Origin of the sequence: Actinorugispora endophytica, assembly GCF_004363075.1 — a bacterium.
In the GTDB taxonomy this organism is placed as follows: Bacteria; Actinomycetota; Actinomycetes; order Streptosporangiales; family Streptosporangiaceae; genus Actinorugispora; species Actinorugispora endophytica.
In genome coordinates this window covers 531,471-547,494 of the sequence record NZ_SNYN01000001.1, presented here as the reverse complement: position 1 = coordinate 547,494, position 16,024 = coordinate 531,471, and the positions used below count along the sequence as shown (strand labels likewise).

Here is a 16,024-nt window from a genome sequence, read left to right as displayed (position 1 = left end):
GGTCGCTCAGGGTGAGAAAGTGCGATAAGGGCTGTTCGCGACCGCCAAGGCCGGTCGCCGGGGGATTCGTGTGAGAAGGGGGCGGGGATGAGGATCGGGCTGGTTCGGGGCGACATCACCGAGGAACGGGTGGACGCGGTGGTCAACGCGGCCAACTCCACCCTGCTCGGCGGAGGCGGGGTGGACGGCGCCATCCACCGCAGGGGCGGCCCGGAGATCCTGGCCGAGTGCCGGGCGCTGCGCGCCTCCCGGTACGGCGGAGGATTGCCCACGGGCCAGGCGGTGGCCACCACGGCCGGGCGGCTGCCCGCGCGGTGGGTGATCCACACGGTCGGGCCGGTGTACAGCCCGACGGAGGACCGTTCGGCGCTCCTCGCCTCCTGCTACGCCGAGTCGCTGCGTGTCGCCGACGAGCTCGGCGCGCGCAGTGTGGCCTTCCCCGCGATCTCCACCGGCGTCTACGGCTGGCCGATGGACGACGGTGCGCGTGTCGCCGTCATGACACTCCGCGAATCTTCTACTACAGTGGGTGACATTCGGTTTGTCCTCTTTGGCGCTGAGGCTTACTCGACCTTTGCCTCAGTACTCGCCGAACTCTCACTCGAGTAGTCCCTGACCTTGAGGAACGATACGTGTTGGGTAAGTCATCGGCGTTGACCGCGACCCTGGCCGTCGCATCGCTCACCGTGATGGCCGCATGCGTTGTGGCCGTTGCCGAGGACAGGGCCACAGACGCGAACGCCGTCACGGAGAGCGCCGGCGAATCCGCCGCCACCGATCCCGACCGGGTGCGCCCCTTGCTCGGACAGGTCGGGCTGCTGCCGCGCCCGTACGACGTCCCGGTGTGCCGGGAGCCGGGCACCGACGAGATCATCGAGGTTCCCGACAAGGGCGCGCCCGACGACACCCGCGCGATCTGGGTCCGCCGGCCACCCGGCCCGGACAGCGCGGACCGGCCGGTCCTGTACCTGCTGCACGGCTCCACCGGCACCCACCGCTGGCTGCGCGACGCCGACGTCGGGCCGCTGCTGGACGAGGAGATGTGCCGCAGCGGCGTGGAGTTCGTCATCGCCGCCCCCTACGGCCAGGAGGAGATGGCGAGGGACACCGAGTGGGGCGACTCGGTGGACGGCAGCTTCAAGATCGAGACCTTCGTGACCGACAAGGCGATCGAGGCGGTCGAGGGCGACAACCCGCGCCCCCGGGCCCTGCGCGCCATCGGCGGCTTCTCCATGGGCGGCTACGGCGCGGCGGCGCTGTCCCTGCGGCATCCGGACGACTACGCCCAGGTCGTCAGCTGGGCGGGTTACTTCAAAGTGGACGACCCGTCCGGAACCTTCGGCGACAACCCCGATCCGCATGCCCCGGACCAGCTGCTGGACGGACCCCGCGCGCGGGACATCCGCTTCATGCTCATCGAGGGGACCGAGGACGAGACACCCCTCCAGGAGGGCGTGATCGGCGGCGAGGCCGAACGCTTCGCCGCCCTGCTGGCCGAGCGCGGCATCGAGCACACCACCCTGTTCCCCCCGGGCGGCCACACCATGGACGCCTGGCGTCCGACCTTTCCCGACGCGGTCGACTTCCTGGTGGAGGGCTGGCGCGCGCCTGCGGGCCCCGAGGACGCCTGAGCAGCGGTCCGGAAGCGTGACCTTCCCCACTCCGCGCGGCAGGCGGAGCAGCGGGACCGGGCACGCGGAGCCGGAGGTGCCGGGGCTGCGAGCCTTCCGCCGCGCCCCGATCCCCACCCCGATCTCCGGGCGGCCGGGACCACGCGGCCATTATTGGGAACACCGCGCCACCGAGCGGCTGTTGACCGATGTGGCGCGCAGTGAGCGCGTGGGAACGGGAAGGGACGAGGAGTCGAGTGGAGACACCGGACGTGGCGCGGGGAACCGGGACGGCTGCCCCTCGCAGGATCGCCACCATCAGTCTGCACACCTCTCCGCTCGACCAGCCCGGCACCGGGGACGCGGGCGGGATGAACGTCTACGTCGTCGAGGTCGCGAAGCGGCTGGCCGAGCGCGGTGTCGCCGTCGACGTGTTCACCCGGGCCACCTCCTTCGACCAGCCGCCCGAGGTCGAGATGGCCCCCGGGGTCACCGTCCGGAACATCGCAGCGGGCCCCTACGGCAAGCTCGACAAGGCGGCCCTGGCCCGCTACCTGTGCCCGTTCGTGCACGGCGTGCTGCGCGCGGAGGCGGAGAACCTCGCCGGGCACTACGACCTCGTGCACGGCCATTACTGGCTTTCCGGGCAGGCCGGATGGTCGGCCGCGCGGCAGTGGGGCGTGCCGCTCGTGCAGTCCATGCACACCATGGCCCGGGTGAAGAACATGGCGCTGGCCGAGGGCGACACCCCCGAACCCGAGGCGCGGGTGCGCGGCGAGGACGAACTCGTCTCCTTCTCGGACCGCCTCGTCGCCAACACCGACGAGGAGGCCGTCCAGCTCGTCAACTACTACGGCGCCGACCCCGACCGCATCGCGACCGTTCCACCGGGGGTGGACCTGGACGTGTTCACGCCCGGTCCGCGTACGAGGTCGCTGCGCCGGATCGGCCTGCCCGCCGACGCCGTGCTGCTGCTGTTCGTCGGCCGCGTCCAGCGTCTCAAGGCCCCCGACGTGCTGCTGCGCGCGGCGGCCCGGCTGGTGGAGCGTGCGCCCGAACTGCGCGACAGGCTCGTCGTCGCGATCGTCGGCGGCCTGTCCGGGACCGGGTACGCCGAGCCCGCCCACCTCGTCGAACTGGCGGACTCGCTCGGCATCGCCGACATCGTGCGGCTGGAACCGCCGCGCTCGCGCACCGAACTCGCGCACTACTACCGGGCCGCCACCGTCACCGTGGTGCCGTCCCACTCGGAGTCCTTCGGCCTGGTCGCGGTGGAGTCCCAGGCCTGCGGTACGCCCGTGGTCGCGGCCAACGTGGGCGGGCTGCCCACGGCGGTGCGCGACGGAGTCTCCGGAGTGCTGATCGACGGGCACGACCCCGAGGACTACGCCCGCGTCCTGCAGAGGGTGGTCACCGAGCCCGCCGGGCACAGGCGGATGGCCGCCGCCGCGGTCCGGCACGCGGCCGGGCTCAGCTGGTCCGCGACCGTGGACGGACTGCTGGGGGTCTACCGTGGCAGCCTGGAGCGGCAACAGTCGAGGATCGCCTCGTGCGGGCGCGTCTGACGGGGGCCGGCGGGCCGGCGGGACCGTCCGCGCGCCGGACGCGTCCGGCGGCCGACGGCGATCAGGAAAGGACCGGTATGCCAACGCGGGAGCAGGCCGACGCGGCCGCGGCCATCAGGGCCGCCCTCGAGGAGGCCGAGCTGGACTACGAGCGGCCTAACCAGGACGCCTTCCTGGTGACCCTCCCCGGCCGTCGCAAGCTCAAGACGCTGGTGTGGCTGAACATCGGCGACCACAGCCTGCTGGTCAAGAGCTTCTTCTGCCGCCGCCCCGACGAGAACGAGGGCGAGTTCTACCGGTACCTGATGCAGCGCGGCGACGGCATGTACGGGATGGCCTTCACCGCCGACGAGGTGGGGGACGTGTACATCACCGGGCGGCTGCCGTTGGGCGGGGTCACGCCCGACGAGGTGGACCGGCTGCTGGGCTGCGCGCTCACCTACTCCGACGAGAACTTCAACCCGGCGCTGGAGCGCGGGTTCGCCACGGCGATCCGCAAGGAGTGGGAGTGGCGCACCAGGCGCGGGGAGAGCCTCCGCAACCTGGAGGCGTTCCGGCACATGGTGGGGGAGCGGCCGGGCGGATGACGCCGCGGCGAATTGGCGTAGACCAGTGGGCGGCCCGGTGCGATGCGGGCGGGGACGGGTCGCTAGGCTGAGGGGCATGTCGACTCTGGTTCTGCTGCGTCACGGCGAAAGCGTTTGGAACGCCGAGGGACTGTTCACCGGTTGGGTGGACGTCAACCTCTCGGAGAAGGGCGAGGAGGAGGCGCGCAAGGGCGGCAGGCTGCTGCTCGACGCGGGCGTGCGCCCCGACGTGGTCCACACGTCCCTGCTCAAGCGGGCGATCCGCACCGCGAACCTCGCCCTGGACGAGGCCGATCTGAACTGGCTTCCCATCAGGCGCTCGTGGCGGCTCAACGAGCGCCACTACGGGGCCCTCCAGGGCAAGGACAAGGCCCAGACCCGCGCCGAGTTCGGCGACGAGCAGTTCATGACCTGGCGGCGCTCGTACGACACGCCCCCGCCGCCGCTGGCCGACGACAACGAGTTCTCGCAGGTCGGCGACCGCCGGTACGCGGACCTGCCGCCCGAGCTGATGCCGCGCACCGAGTGCCTGGCCGACGTCGTGGACCGGATGCTGCCCTACTGGTACGACTCGATCGTCCCGGACCTGGCCGCGGGCCGCACCGTGCTGGTCGCCGCGCACGGCAACTCCCTGCGCGCGCTGGTCAAGCACCTGGACGGCATCGACGACGACACGATCGCCGGACTCAACATCCCCACGGGCATCCCGCTGCTCTACGAGCTCAACGACGACTTCACCCCCCGCAAGACGGGCGGCGAGTACCTGGACCCCGAGGCGGCCAAGCAGGCCATCGAAGCGGTCAAGAACCAGGGCAAGAAGTAGCCCGCGCGGTTTTCGCAGGAGCGGCCCCGTCCCGGGAAGGGGCCGGGGCCGCTCCCAGTTCCGGGAGCGCCGCGTCCGCCTAGCGGTCGGCGCTGAGACCGGTGTCATGGGCGATGATCGCGGCCTGGACGCGGTTCTTCACCCCGATCCGGGCGTAGACCGCGCTGACGTGGGTCTTGACGGTGTCCTCGACCAGGTGCAGCTCACGGGCGATCTCGGCGTTGGACAGGCCCGCGCCCAGCAGCGCCAGGACCTGCCTCTCCCGCGGGCTGAGAGCGGAGATCCGCTCGTGGGCGGGGTGCGCGCGGTTCTCCCTCCGGTTGCGGAAACCGGTGATCACGCGCCGGGTCACCTTGGGGGACAGGAACGCGCCGCCCTCGGCGACCGCGCGCACCCCGGTGATGAGCTCGCGCGGTGCGGCCGCCTTCAACAGGAAGCCGCTGGCGCCGTCGTCCAGGGCGCGGGACACGTACTCGTCCCTGCTGAACGTGGTCAGCATCGCGACCGTCGTGGCGGGGGAGGCTCTGCGGATCAGGGTGATGGCGGTGAAGCCGTCCGTACCCGGCATCTGGATGTCCAGGAGCGCGACGTCGGGCCGGTGCCGCCCGGCGAGCTCGGCCGCCTCGCGCCCGTCGGACGCCTCGGCGACGACGGTGATGCCGGGGTCGGAGGACAGGATGGTGCGGATCCCGACCCGCATGAGGGGCTCGTCGTCGGCCAGCAGCACCCGGATCACCGGTCGGTCTCCTGCCGCGCGCCGAGGGGCACCGTGTCCTTGCCGACCAGCCGGCCGTCGGCGAAGCACAGCCGGTAGGCGTTCGCGAGGGTCCCCGGCCAGGCCACCCTCGACCGGTAGTAGGAGCACGTCCACGCCCCGGAAACCGGTGGACCGGCCGCGGAGGGCGGATCGATCATCTGCGTCGGCGGCAGTACGGCCTCGACCCGCTCCTGCCCGTCCCCGACGCGCAGTGACGCGAAGGCCTCCGGGGCCAGAACGGAGCGGGCCGACGTGTGGCCGTAGTACCCGCCCCAGGCCAGTACGAGCGCCGCGAGGAGCCCGAGGGGAACCGCGATCGCGGTGACGAGTCCGCGGTTCGCCCGCTGCCGGGTGGCGGCGCGCTGGCGTTCGGACTCCGACGGGGCCCCTTTCCCGAGCGGGGCCGCCCCGTCGTTCGGCGGAAGCCGCGCGATCACCTCGAAGCCGCCGTCCGGCCGGGGACCGGAGGCGAGGGACCCGCCGTCGGCGCGCACCCGCTCGCGCAGCGCCGCCAGGCCGCGCCCGCCGGAGGCCCGCGCGCTCTTCGGGGGGCCGGTCGCGGGGCCGTTGACCACCCTGGCGACGACGCCGCCCCGGACGTCGGGGTTTCGGGACAGGCGGACCGCCACCGCCGCGCCGGGGGCGTGCTTGGCGGCGTTGGTCAGGGACTCCCGCACCACCGTGTAGAGAGCGGCGCGGGTCGTCTGGGAGAGGTCGTGCCAGAGGCCGCCGCCGTCCAGCTCCACGGCCATCGCCGAGGCGCGGGCGTGCTCGACGAGGGCCCGGAGGTCCTCGTGCCACGGCTCGGCGTCGTCGGGGGGCCGGTCGTCGTGCAGGAGCCCGATGATCTCCTGCAACCGCTCGACCGCCCCGATCGCCCCCGCGCCCAGTTCCGCGGCACCGCGGCGGTAGTCCTCCGCGCCCAGGTCCTCGGCCACCTCCAGGGCGCCGGCGCGCACGGCGATCAGGCTGAGCTCGTGCCCCAGCGAGTCGTGCATCCGTGCGGCGATCCGGGCGCGCTCGCGCAGCCGCTCGCGTTCGGCGGCCACCTCCTGCTCGCGTTCGAGGAGTTCGGCGCGGCGCCAGCCCAGCCCCGCGGCCTCGGCGCGTTGCCGCCGGTAGCGGCCGACCAGCCACGGAAGCAGCGCGAACAGGACCGCGACGGCCCCCTTCAGGAACGCCGGCGTGGCGCCCTCCCACAGCAGCAGCGCCGCGGCCGGCTGCCCCAGGAGGACTCCGGTCAGACAGAGACGGGCGCCCCGGCCGGTGGGCGGGGACCATCCGATCAGGTAGGCCGGCACGGCCATGAGGGGGGCGAACGGCGACACGGGCTGGGTCGTCGTGAAGGGGGTCAGGGAGTCCAGCGCCGCCGCGAGTACGAAGCCCGCCAGCAGCAGCCCCCGGCCCGCACTCCTTCCGGAGGGCGCGGCACCACGCGCGAGCGCGCGCCGGAGGGTGCTCCGGCGCGCGGTGACGGTCGTTTCCACGGCTCCAAAGCTATTTGAAGCCGAGCCGTGTCGGTATCGCGCGAAGGTGGCGTCCGAGCGGTGTCCACTGCCACGAAAGGACCAGAAAGGCCGGACAGGCCGACCGCTTTCCGGCGATGCCCGAGGAGCGTCGAGATCCTTAGCGTCTCTCCTGTCCGAGTGAAGACGACAGACACGTGGAGGATCCGGGATGTCCGATGGAGACCCAGAGAGCCCCGGCGGTACGCCGCGGCGCGGTACGGCAGGAGGACGGCGGGGCGCGCTGGTGGGCTGCGTCGCGGTCGTCGTCGCCCTCGTCGGGCCGCTCGCCGGGTCCGCGGGGGCGCTGAGCGGGCCGGTGGACGAGCCGGTGAGCGCGGCCGAACTGGACCGTTTCGCGGAGGCCCACCTGGAGCGCGTCGGCCTGCCCGGCGCCACCATCGCGGTCACCAGGGGCGACCAGGTCGTCCACACCGGCGGGTACGGGTACGACTCCGAGGGGAATCCGATGCGCCCCGACACCCCGATGCGGATCGCGTCGCTGAGCAAGTCGATGACCGCGCTGGCCGTCATGCAGTTGGTGGACCGAGGGGACGTCGAACTGGACCGCCCGGTCCGCGACTACCTGGCCGAGTTCGAGATCGCGGATCCGCGCGGAGACGAGATCACCGTGCGCCAACTGCTCGACCAGAGCTCCGGGATGTCCGACCGCACCTTCCACGACGCCTCCCGACCACATCAGCCCGGCTCCCTCACCGAGGCCGTCGCGCAGATGCGCGACGCCGGACTCGCCGCGGACCCCGGCGCGGAGTGGACATACCACAACCCCAACTACCACGTCGCGGCCCGCCTGGTGGAAGTGGTCGGCGGAGAGCCGTTCGAGGAGTACCTGGAGAGCCGCGTCTTCGAGCCCGCCGGCATGAGGGACACCTGGTCACTGGGGGCGGCCGACAGCTCCGACCAGGCTCCGGCCCTCGGGCACATCCGCGCCTACGGCGTGAACATCGCCGTCACCGAACCCGACGGTTTCAGCACGGGATCGGGCGGGGTCGTCTCGACCGCCGAGGACATGGCGCGGTGGCTGATCCTCCAAGGTGACGGCGGACGCCTGCCGGACGGCACGCCCCTGGTCTCCGCGGAAGCGGTGGAGGAGATGCACACCCCCTCGGCCCCCAACGGGCGCTACGCGCTCGGCTGGATGCGGCGGGCGCCCGAGGACAGCGGCGGTTCGACCCAGGTCTGGCACGGTGGTGTCGTCTCCACCTACTCCTCCTACCAGGTGCTGGTCCCCGAAACCGGTTACGGCATCGTCGTGCTGTTCAACAGCGGCATCACACTCAACGAGAACGACACCGGGCAGATGCTCGAGGGACTGATCGCGCTGACCGAGGGCAGGACCCCACCGAGCGAGGGCTCGGTCCTGTGGAAGGTGGACGCGGTGTTCGGCGCGCTCACCCTGCTCGTGGCGGCCCTGGGAGTACGCGGGGTGCTGCGCGCACGCGTCTGGGCCTCACGGAGGGCGGGACGCCCCTGGTGGGCCACCGCGTCGCGCATGCTGCCCCACCTGGTCCCCCCGGCGGTGCTGCTGTCCGCCAACGCCGCGGCGACGTTCATCATGGGAGGCAGGGACGGCACATGGTTGCAGCGCTTCTACGGCATACCCGCAGAGCTGATCTTCCTGGCGGTCGGTGCGCTGGTCTCCCTCGCGGTACTCGCGGCCAGGGGAGTCGCGCTGTCGAGGGTCGGACGGCGGCCACAGCCCCTACCGTGACCTTGTGACCGGCACGCCCCCGTACGGGGGCGTGCCGCAGAGGCCACAAGAGTCACGGCGATCGGAAGAGGTGGGGAGAGTGATCGGGTTGCGGATTCGGACTTCGGTGCCGGTTCAGGGGATGACCGCTTCGCCTCCGGGGGCCGGGCCGCAGGCTTGAACTTCGGTGTTTGTCCAGGGGGCGACCCCTTCGGCCCCGAAGGGCAGGCCGCAGGCTCGAATTTCGGTGTTTGCCCAGGGGGCGACCCCTTCGACCCCGAAGGGCAGGCCGCAGGCTCGAATTTCGGTGTTTGCCCAGGGGGCGACCCCTTCGACCCCGAAGATCAGGCCGCAGGCTCGAATTTGTAGCCCAGGCCGCGGACCGTGACGATGAACTGGGGGTTGCCCGGGTCGGACTCGATCTTCGCGCGCAGGCGCTTGACGTGGACGTCGAGGGTCTTGGTGTCGCCCACGTAGTCGGCGCCCCAGACCCGGTCGATCAGCTGGGGGCGGGTCAGGACGCGTCCGGCGTTGCGGAGCAGGACCTCCAGCAGCTCGAACTCCTTGAGGGGGAGCTGCACGCTGTCGCCGCGCACCGTCACCACGTGGCGCTCCACGTCCATGCGGACCGGTCCGGCCTCCAGGGTGGCGGGCAGAAGCGTCTCGTCCTCGCCGCGCCTGCGCAGCACCGCGCGGATGCGGGCCACGAGCTCGCGCGAGGAGAAGGGCTTGGTCACGTAGTCGTCCGCGCCCAGCTCCAGACCGACGACCTTGTCGATCTCGCTGTCCTTGGCGGTCAGCATGATCACCGGGACGTTGGACTTCTGTCGCAGCGTGCGGCACACCTCCGTGCCCGACAGGCCGGGCAGCATCAGGTCGAGCAGGACCAGGTCGGCCCCCGTACGGTCGAAGGTCTCCAGTGCGATCGTGCCGGTCGGGGCGATGGCGACCTCGAAGCCTTCCTTGCGGAGCATGTACGACAGGGCGTCGCTGTAGGATTCTTCGTCCTCGACGACGAGTACACGCGTCACTGTGCTGCCTCCCGATAGGTATTTCCACCGGAGCGCTGGGGCTCCCGAGTTTCGGGCCGGGGCAGACGCAGAGTGAACGTCGACCCCGAACCCTCCTTGCTCCACACGGTCACTTCCCCACGATGGTGGGTCATGATGTGCTTCACAATCGCCAGGCCGAGACCGGTGCCTCCGGTCGCCCGGCTCCGAGCCGCGTCCACACGGTAGAAGCGCTCGAAGACTCTTTCCAGGTCCTGTTGTGGGATCCCGATGCCCTGGTCGGCCACGCTGATGTCCACTGTCGAGGAGGTGACCAGCACCGATACCGAGACCCGGGTGCGCTCTGGACTGTACGCGACCGCGTTGGCCACCAGATTGCGCATGGCGGTCACCAGCAGGCCCTCGTCGCCGACCACGGACACGCCTTCGGTGCCGCTCGACACCAGTTCGATGTGCTTGGAGTCGGCGGCCATCCGCACCGCGTCCAGCGCCTCGTCCACGACGCTGTCGAGCGGGACGTCGGTGGGCTCGGCCATCGGCTCGGCCCCCTGGATGCGGGACAGGGTGATGAGGTCCTGGATGACGCTGGTCAGCCGCGACGCCTCCTGCTGCATACGACCGGTGAAGCGGCGCACCGCCTCGGGGTCGTCGCTGGCGTCGGCCACCGTCTCGGCGAGCAGCGACAGCGCGCCGACGGGGGTCTTCAGCTCGTGGCTGATATTGGCGACGAAGTCCCGCCGTACGGCCTCCACCCTCCGCCGTTCGGTCTGGTCCTCGGCCAGCACCAGCACCAGTCCGGTGCCGCCCAGCGGGGCCACCCGCACCGCGAAGGACGTGGAGTCGGGGCCGAACTTGCGCACCGCCACCTCGATCTCGGTCTCGCGGATCACGCCGTCCCGGCGCACCTGGCGCGCCAGGGCCAGCAGGTCCCCGATGACGAGCTCGTCACCGCGCACGAGCCGGTAGGCGCGGGCCGCCGAACTGGCCCGGAGGACCCGGTCCGCGGGGTCCAGGACCACCGCCGACGACGGCAGCGCCGCGAGTACTTCGGCGATCCCCGACGGCAGTTCCGACTGCGGCGCCGGATTCGGGGTACGACTACGGCCCGCCTCACTCATTCGAAACGCCAGACCGGCCGCGACCCCTGTCACGAGTCCGACGATCCCCGCGATCGCGGCCAACAGCTCCCCTTGCACAATCCGATCGTAAGCGGGCAGAACGCCGCTTTACCCGATTGGCCATGTGTTACAACCGAGGTTCCCCGAGAATTCATCATCGCTTCCGCGGTGATTCAGTTACCACCTGGGACGATTGAGGCCATGCGCGACACTTACCACGAGGACCTTGACGCCCTCACCGAACGGCTGGTCGAGATGACCAGGCTGGCCCGCCACGCGATCGCACGCGCCACCACCGCGCTGCTGGACGCCGACCTCTCGGCCGCCCAGGAGGTCATCTCCGGAGACGCGGAGATCAACCGGCTCAACGAGGAGATCGACAACAGCGCCTTCGACCTGATGGCGCGCCAGCAGCCCGTCGCACAGGACCTGCGCACCATCATCACCTCGCTGCACATGTCGGGTGACCTGGAGCGGATGGGCGACCACGCGGTGCACATCGCCAAGATCGCGCGCCGTCGGCACCCCGACTCGGCCATTCCCAAGGAGCTGCGCTCCATCGTCCTGGAGATGGGCCACCAGGCCGAACTGCTGGTGATCAAGGCCGGTGACGTCGTCTTCAACAGGGACGCCGAGACCGCGCTGGAACTCGACGCCGACGACGACCGGATGGACCGGCTCCGCCGCAAGCTGCTCGAGCGCATCCTTCGGCAGGGGTGGGAGCACGGGGTGGAGGCCACGATGGACGTCACCCTGGCGGGCCGCTTCTACGAGCGCTTCGGCGACCACGCCGTGCACGTGGCCGACCACCTCGTCTACATGGTGACCGGGGAGAGGCCCAAGGACATCGACACGGACGCCTGATCCGGGCGGGGACCGGAATCGGCACCAGCGGGGCCGTGGCGTACGCCACGGCCCCGCGTCACGCGCGCGACCATGGCCGAACGCCGGTATCCCGGGTAGAATGGAGGGATTCCCGGTGTGGCCAGGAGAAGCGGCCCCGGACGTGTCCCACAAGCTTTCTCAGAGGTCCGACAAGCACCCCGGGTTGGCTTTGTCAAGCCTGCAATTATGGCTTTGACCTGCGCGTTCACAAATCCAATAGGTACGTTAAGTCGTAGATACGTGGTACCCTTGTGGTAGCGGAAGGGGTACTTGTCACATGACTTTCAAGGTCGGCGACACTGTTGTCTACCCCCATCATGGGGCTGCTCGCATTGAGGCTATCGAAACACGGACCATTAAGGGCGAGGACAAGATTTACCTCGTCCTCAAGGTCGACAAGGGCGATCTTACGGTACGAGTGCCGGCGGACAACGCCGAGGACGTCGGCGTTCGCGACGTAGTGGGTCAGGAAGGCCTGGACAAGGTCTTCGAGGTGCTTCGCGCACCGCACACCGAGGAGCCGACCAACTGGTCGCGGCGTTACAAGGCGAACCTCGAGAAGCTCGCCTCCGGTGACGTCAACAAGGTCGCCGAGGTCGTCCGGGACCTCTGGCGGCGCGACAAGGAGCGCGGTCTTTCCGCCGGCGAAAAGCGAATGCTCGCCAAGGCCCGGCAGATTCTGGTGAGTGAACTCGCCCTCGCCGAAAAGACCAACGAGGACAAGGCAGAGGCCCTTCTCGACGAGGTCCTCACGAGTTAGCTGAGAAATAACGCATTGATTCGCGATATGCCGAGGGTGGGCGTCGGAACAGACGTCCACCCGTTCGCGTCGGGACGCACCCTTTTCCTCGCCGGACTCGAATGGCCGGGCGAGGACGGGGTCAGCGGACACTCCGACGGTGACGTGGCCGCCCACGCGGCCTGCGACGCTCTCTTCTCGGCCTGTGCCCTGGGGGATCTCGGTGCGCACTTCGGCACCTCGGACCCCGCCTGGCACGGGGCCTCCGGGGTGGCACTGCTGTCCGAGACCGCCCGGCGGGTACGGGAGGCCGGGTACGAGATCGGCAACGTCGCGGTCCAGATCATCAGCAACCGGCCGAAGTTCGCCCCGCGCCGCCTCGAAGCCGAGAAGACCCTCTCGGAGGCGATCGGGGCGCCGGTGTCGTGCTCGGCGACCACGACCGACGGTCTGGGGCTCACCGGTCGCGGAGAGGGCATAGCGGCGGTCGCCACGGCCCTGTGCGTCCGGGTGCGCCGCTGACCGACGACGAGGAAGGGCCCCGTTCAGACTGAGCGGGGCCCTTCCTCGTCGTCGGTCAGCGGCGCACCCGGCGTGCGGACCGGTCAGTCCCTCGGCGGGGTCGGTGCGCTGCGCACCCGCCCGGACGGGGGTTCCTGCGGAAGGCTGCCGGTCTTGCGCGGCCGGAGGACCATGGGCCGCTTGCGCAGCTGCGGAAGGGGTTGGCGACGGGGCTCCGGTTCGGGGTCCGGAGGGAACCACACGGCGGGTTCCGGAGACTCCCCGACGGGCTCGTGCGCCTCATCGCTCGTGGGGTCGTCCAGTGGCTCGTCCGCGTCGAAGCCGTCGTCCGGCGCCATCGGGTCGCTGTCGCTGTCGCTGTCGCTGTCGCTCGGGTCCGGGGTCCGGAGGGAGGGCAGCGGCACCGGTTCGGGGGAGGCGGCCGCCTTCCTGATCGCGCTCTCCTCTCCCGTGCGGGGGCGCCTGGGCAGTTCCTCGTCGTTCCCGGGAACATCCGCGACATCCGTGACATCCGTGACATCCGTGACATCCGCGACCTCTGCGGGGACCGGGGGCGGTTCGGGGGCGACCGGCCGCGGTTCGACCGTCCAGTTGTCGGGGGCGGACAGTTCCTCGGCCCGGAGCGGGACCGAGTCCACGAAGGACTCGGGTACGGTCTCGGCCGCGGGAGATCCGAACGGCCGGATGGGTTCCTCCACGGCGGGGTCCGCGGCCGGAACCGGAGCGGGAACCGGATCCGGGGCGGGCCTCGGAGCCGGCCCGGAGGCGGGCCCCGGATCGCGGTCGGCGTGCTCGTCGGCGAAGCGCGGCACCGGAGCGGCCGAGGCGGGGCGGCTCGTCGCCGCCGTCCGTTCGGACCCGGACCGGTCGGCGTCGTCGGAGCCGTGCCCGGCCGGGGTGTCGCCGGTGCGCGTGCCCGCCCGGCCCCGGCGCGGCCGGGAGCGCTCGCCGCGCAGTTGCAGCGTGATCCACAGCAGGAGCCGGAAGGCGATCAGCAGCGCGATCCAGGGCGCGACGGCTACGACGACCGCGGCGGCCCAGTCCAGGAGCTCGTAGCGGAGCGAGTTCATGGCGCTGGCGGCGGCCGCCAGCAGGATCAGCGTCAGTACGAGGGCGTCCACCCAGAGGCGGCGCCGCCGCTGGGCGTCGCGCAGCAGGTAGGTGGTCCAGAAGGCCATCACCAGCAGCAGGGTGAACAGGGCCGGGTACAGGTGGGCCAGCCGCTCGTCGATGCCGCCCCGGACGGCGATCTGGTAGATCCCGTTGTAGGACAGCAGGATGGCGCAGGCCGCGATCGTCGCGACGCCGAGTACCGCCGTCATGATGACGCCCGTGCGTGGTCCCCCCGTGCCGGGCGGCTGCGGCGCGCTGCGGGGGGCCTGGGCTTTTCGGGAGGAATTGGCTGCCATTGTGCGCAGGCTAGTCCGTAATGGCCGCTCGCACGAGGCTTCCGCCCGAAACCCGCTGGAAGTGGCGGGCGGTGGTCCGGGGCATAATCACGGTCGATTTCCCGTTCCCGCAGTTGGGGCTGTTCGCCCGCGTCCTCGCGGTGGTGTTCCGGCGCGGTGCCGATCCGGCGTGTCGCGACTTCGGCCGCGGCATTCCGGGGAATTACGTGCGGACCGCTTCGGGGGCCGGAGCGCGAGCGCCGCCGGCCCCCTCCCAGCTGCCGGGCGGTTTCGCGGGAGGTCGAACCGTCACCCGGAAAAACCGCGTTGTACACGTGGAAACGGCTACCCTTGACAACGTGAGTCTGCGCTTCTATGACACCCGAGCCCGCACGGTCCGCGACTTCGTCCCGCTGAACGAGGGACGTGTCTCGCTGTACCTGTGTGGTGCCACGGTGCAGGCTCCCCCCCACATCGGGCACATCCGCTCGGGAGTGAACTTCGACATCCTCCGGCGCTGGCTGGTGTACCGCGGGTACGAGGTCGTCTTCTGCCGCAACGTCACCGACATCGACGACAAGATCATCCGGGTGGCCGGGGCCGAGGGCGTGCAGTGGTGGGAGGTGAGCGAGCGGAACCAGCGCGCGTTCACCTACGCCTACGACGTGCTCGGCTGCCTGCCGCCCACGGTCGAGCCGCGCGCCACAGGGCACGTGCCGGAGATGATCGGGCTGATGGAGCGGCTCATCGAGCGAGGGCACGCCTACCCGGCGGGGGACGGTTCCGGTGACGTCTACTTCGACGTCCCGTCGTTCCCCGAGTACGGCGCGCTGTCCAACCAGCGCGTCGAGGCGGTGCGCGCGGCCGAGGACGGCGACGAGCGCGCCAAGCACGACCCGCGGGACTTCGCCCTGTGGAAGGGCGCGCGGCCGGGCGAGCCCTCCTGGCCCACCCCGTGGGGGTCGGGCCGGCCGGGCTGGCACCTGGAGTGCTCCGCGATGGCCACCAAGTACCTCGGCCCCGTGTTCGACATCCACGGCGGCGGGATCGACCTCGTCTTCCCGCACCACGAGAACGAGACCGCGCAGTCCAACGCCGCCGGGGACGGGTTCGCCCGATACTGGCTGCACAACGGGATGCTGACCACCGGTGGCGAGAAGATGAGCAAGTCGCTCGGGAACTCGCTGCTGATCCCCGAGGTGATCCGCCGCGTCCGCCCGGTGGAGCTGCGCTACTACCTGGGGCAGGCGCACTACCGCTCCGGCCTGGACTACTCCGAGGAGTCGCTCCAGGAGGCGGCGGCCGCCTACCAGCGGATCGAGGGCTTCCTCACCCGGGCGGGAGAGGTCACCGGCCCGGTGCCCGAGGGCGCGCCGGTGCCTGACGAGTTCGCCGCCGCGCTCGACGACGACCTCGGGGTCTCCCAGGCGCTGGCGGTCGTGCACGGCCACGTGCGCGAGGGCAACTCGGCGCTGGCCGAGGGCGCCAAGGAACGGGCCGCCGAACTCGCCGCGCGGCTCAGGGCGATGCTCTCGGTGCTCGGTCTGGACCCGTCGGCCCCGCAGTGGGCCGGTTCGGAGGAGTCGGGCCTGCGCGAGGTGGTCGACGTCCTGGTGTCGGTGGCGCTGCGCCAGCGCCAGGCCGCGCGCGCACGCAGGGACTACGCGGCGGCCGACGAGATCCGCGACCAGCTCGCGGAGTCCGGGATCCTTGTCGAGGACACCCCGCAGGGGCCGCGCTGGGAGCTCAAGCGCGGTTAGTTCCGGGACGCGTCCCAGGCCACGGCCGTCGCGGCCGTGGCCTT

Annotated in this window: 15 protein-coding genes; 10 read left to right on the top strand and 5 right to left on the bottom strand. The window is 71.2% G+C overall.

Annotation, left to right across the window (positions count from 1 at the left end; translation table 11 throughout):
- The first annotated feature begins 87 nt into the window (after positions 1–87).
- From EV190_RS02510 to EV190_RS02490, 5 genes are all read left to right on the top strand, one after another.
- Positions 88–609, top strand: coding sequence for an O-acetyl-ADP-ribose deacetylase (locus EV190_RS02510; RefSeq protein WP_133739742.1), 522 nt, complete (start codon positions 88–90; stop codon positions 607–609).
- A gap of 26 nt (positions 610–635) precedes the next feature.
- Positions 636–1,631 carry an alpha/beta hydrolase gene (locus EV190_RS02505; protein WP_243742288.1) on the top strand — a complete coding sequence of 332 codons (996 nt, stop codon included), beginning with the start codon at positions 636–638 and terminating at the stop codon, positions 1,629–1,631.
- A gap of 236 nt (positions 1,632–1,867) precedes the next feature.
- Positions 1,868–3,175, top strand: a complete 1,308-nt coding sequence (gene mshA / locus EV190_RS02500; RefSeq protein ID WP_243742287.1) for a D-inositol-3-phosphate glycosyltransferase — start codon at positions 1,868–1,870, stop codon at positions 3,173–3,175.
- Positions 3,176–3,252: 77 nt separating this feature from the next.
- Positions 3,253–3,762, top strand: a complete 510-nt coding sequence (locus EV190_RS02495; RefSeq protein ID WP_133739740.1) for a YbjN domain-containing protein — start codon at positions 3,253–3,255, stop codon at positions 3,760–3,762.
- 76 nt (positions 3,763–3,838) lie between these two features.
- The gene (locus EV190_RS02490; RefSeq protein WP_133739739.1) at positions 3,839–4,585 is read left to right on the top strand and encodes a phosphoglyceromutase; all 747 of its coding nucleotides are present in this window, start codon (positions 3,839–3,841) and stop codon (positions 4,583–4,585) included.
- A gap of 79 nt (positions 4,586–4,664) precedes the next feature.
- On the opposite strand, the gene EV190_RS02485 is transcribed toward EV190_RS02490, so the two are convergent.
- Positions 4,665–5,321, bottom strand: a complete 657-nt coding sequence (locus EV190_RS02485) for a response regulator (RefSeq protein ID WP_133739738.1) — start codon at positions 5,319–5,321, stop codon at positions 4,665–4,667.
- Entirely contained in the window at positions 5,318–6,829 is a 1,512-nt protein-coding gene (locus EV190_RS02480; RefSeq protein WP_133739737.1) for a sensor histidine kinase, read from the bottom strand. The genes EV190_RS02485 and EV190_RS02480 overlap by 4 nt, the downstream gene beginning before the upstream one ends.
- A gap of 190 nt (positions 6,830–7,019) precedes the next feature.
- On the opposite strand from EV190_RS02480, the gene EV190_RS02475 reads away from it, so the two are divergent.
- Positions 7,020–8,579, top strand: a complete 1,560-nt coding sequence (locus tag EV190_RS02475; protein WP_133739736.1) for a serine hydrolase domain-containing protein — start codon at positions 7,020–7,022, stop codon at positions 8,577–8,579.
- Positions 8,580–8,902: 323 nt separating this feature from the next.
- On the opposite strand, the gene EV190_RS02470 is transcribed toward EV190_RS02475, so the two are convergent.
- On the bottom strand, positions 8,903–9,589 hold the full coding sequence (locus EV190_RS02470; protein ID WP_133739735.1) for a response regulator transcription factor: 687 nt from the start codon (positions 9,587–9,589) through the stop codon (positions 8,903–8,905).
- Positions 9,586–10,740, bottom strand: a complete 1,155-nt coding sequence (locus tag EV190_RS02465; RefSeq protein ID WP_394345490.1) for a sensor histidine kinase — start codon at positions 10,738–10,740, stop codon at positions 9,586–9,588. Before EV190_RS02465 ends, EV190_RS02470 begins: the two co-directional genes overlap by 4 nt.
- A 147-nt stretch (positions 10,741–10,887) precedes the next feature.
- On the opposite strand from EV190_RS02465, the gene phoU reads away from it, so the two are divergent.
- From phoU to ispF, 3 genes are all read left to right on the top strand, one after another.
- The gene (gene phoU / locus EV190_RS02460) at positions 10,888–11,550 is read left to right on the top strand and encodes a phosphate signaling complex protein PhoU (protein ID WP_133739734.1); all 663 of its coding nucleotides are present in this window, start codon (positions 10,888–10,890) and stop codon (positions 11,548–11,550) included.
- Positions 11,551–11,848: 298 nt separating this feature from the next.
- On the top strand, positions 11,849–12,331 hold the full coding sequence (locus EV190_RS02455) for a CarD family transcriptional regulator (RefSeq protein WP_133739733.1): 483 nt from the start codon (positions 11,849–11,851) through the stop codon (positions 12,329–12,331).
- A gap of 27 nt (positions 12,332–12,358) precedes the next feature.
- A complete protein-coding gene (gene ispF, locus EV190_RS02450) occupies positions 12,359–12,832 on the top strand; it encodes a 2-C-methyl-D-erythritol 2,4-cyclodiphosphate synthase (RefSeq protein ID WP_208112991.1) in 474 nt (157 codons plus the stop codon).
- 83 nt (positions 12,833–12,915) lie between these two features.
- Here ispF and EV190_RS02445 read toward each other — a convergent pair whose 3' ends face one another.
- Positions 12,916–14,241, bottom strand: coding sequence for a DUF2637 domain-containing protein (locus tag EV190_RS02445; RefSeq protein ID WP_133739731.1), 1,326 nt, complete (start codon positions 14,239–14,241; stop codon positions 12,916–12,918).
- Between the two features lie 338 nt (positions 14,242–14,579).
- Here EV190_RS02445 and cysS point away from each other — a divergent pair, with 338 nt between their 5' ends.
- A complete protein-coding gene (cysS, locus tag EV190_RS02440; protein WP_133739730.1) occupies positions 14,580–15,980 on the top strand; it encodes a cysteine--tRNA ligase in 1,401 nt (466 codons plus the stop codon).
- Positions 15,981–16,024: the final 44 nt, after the last annotated feature.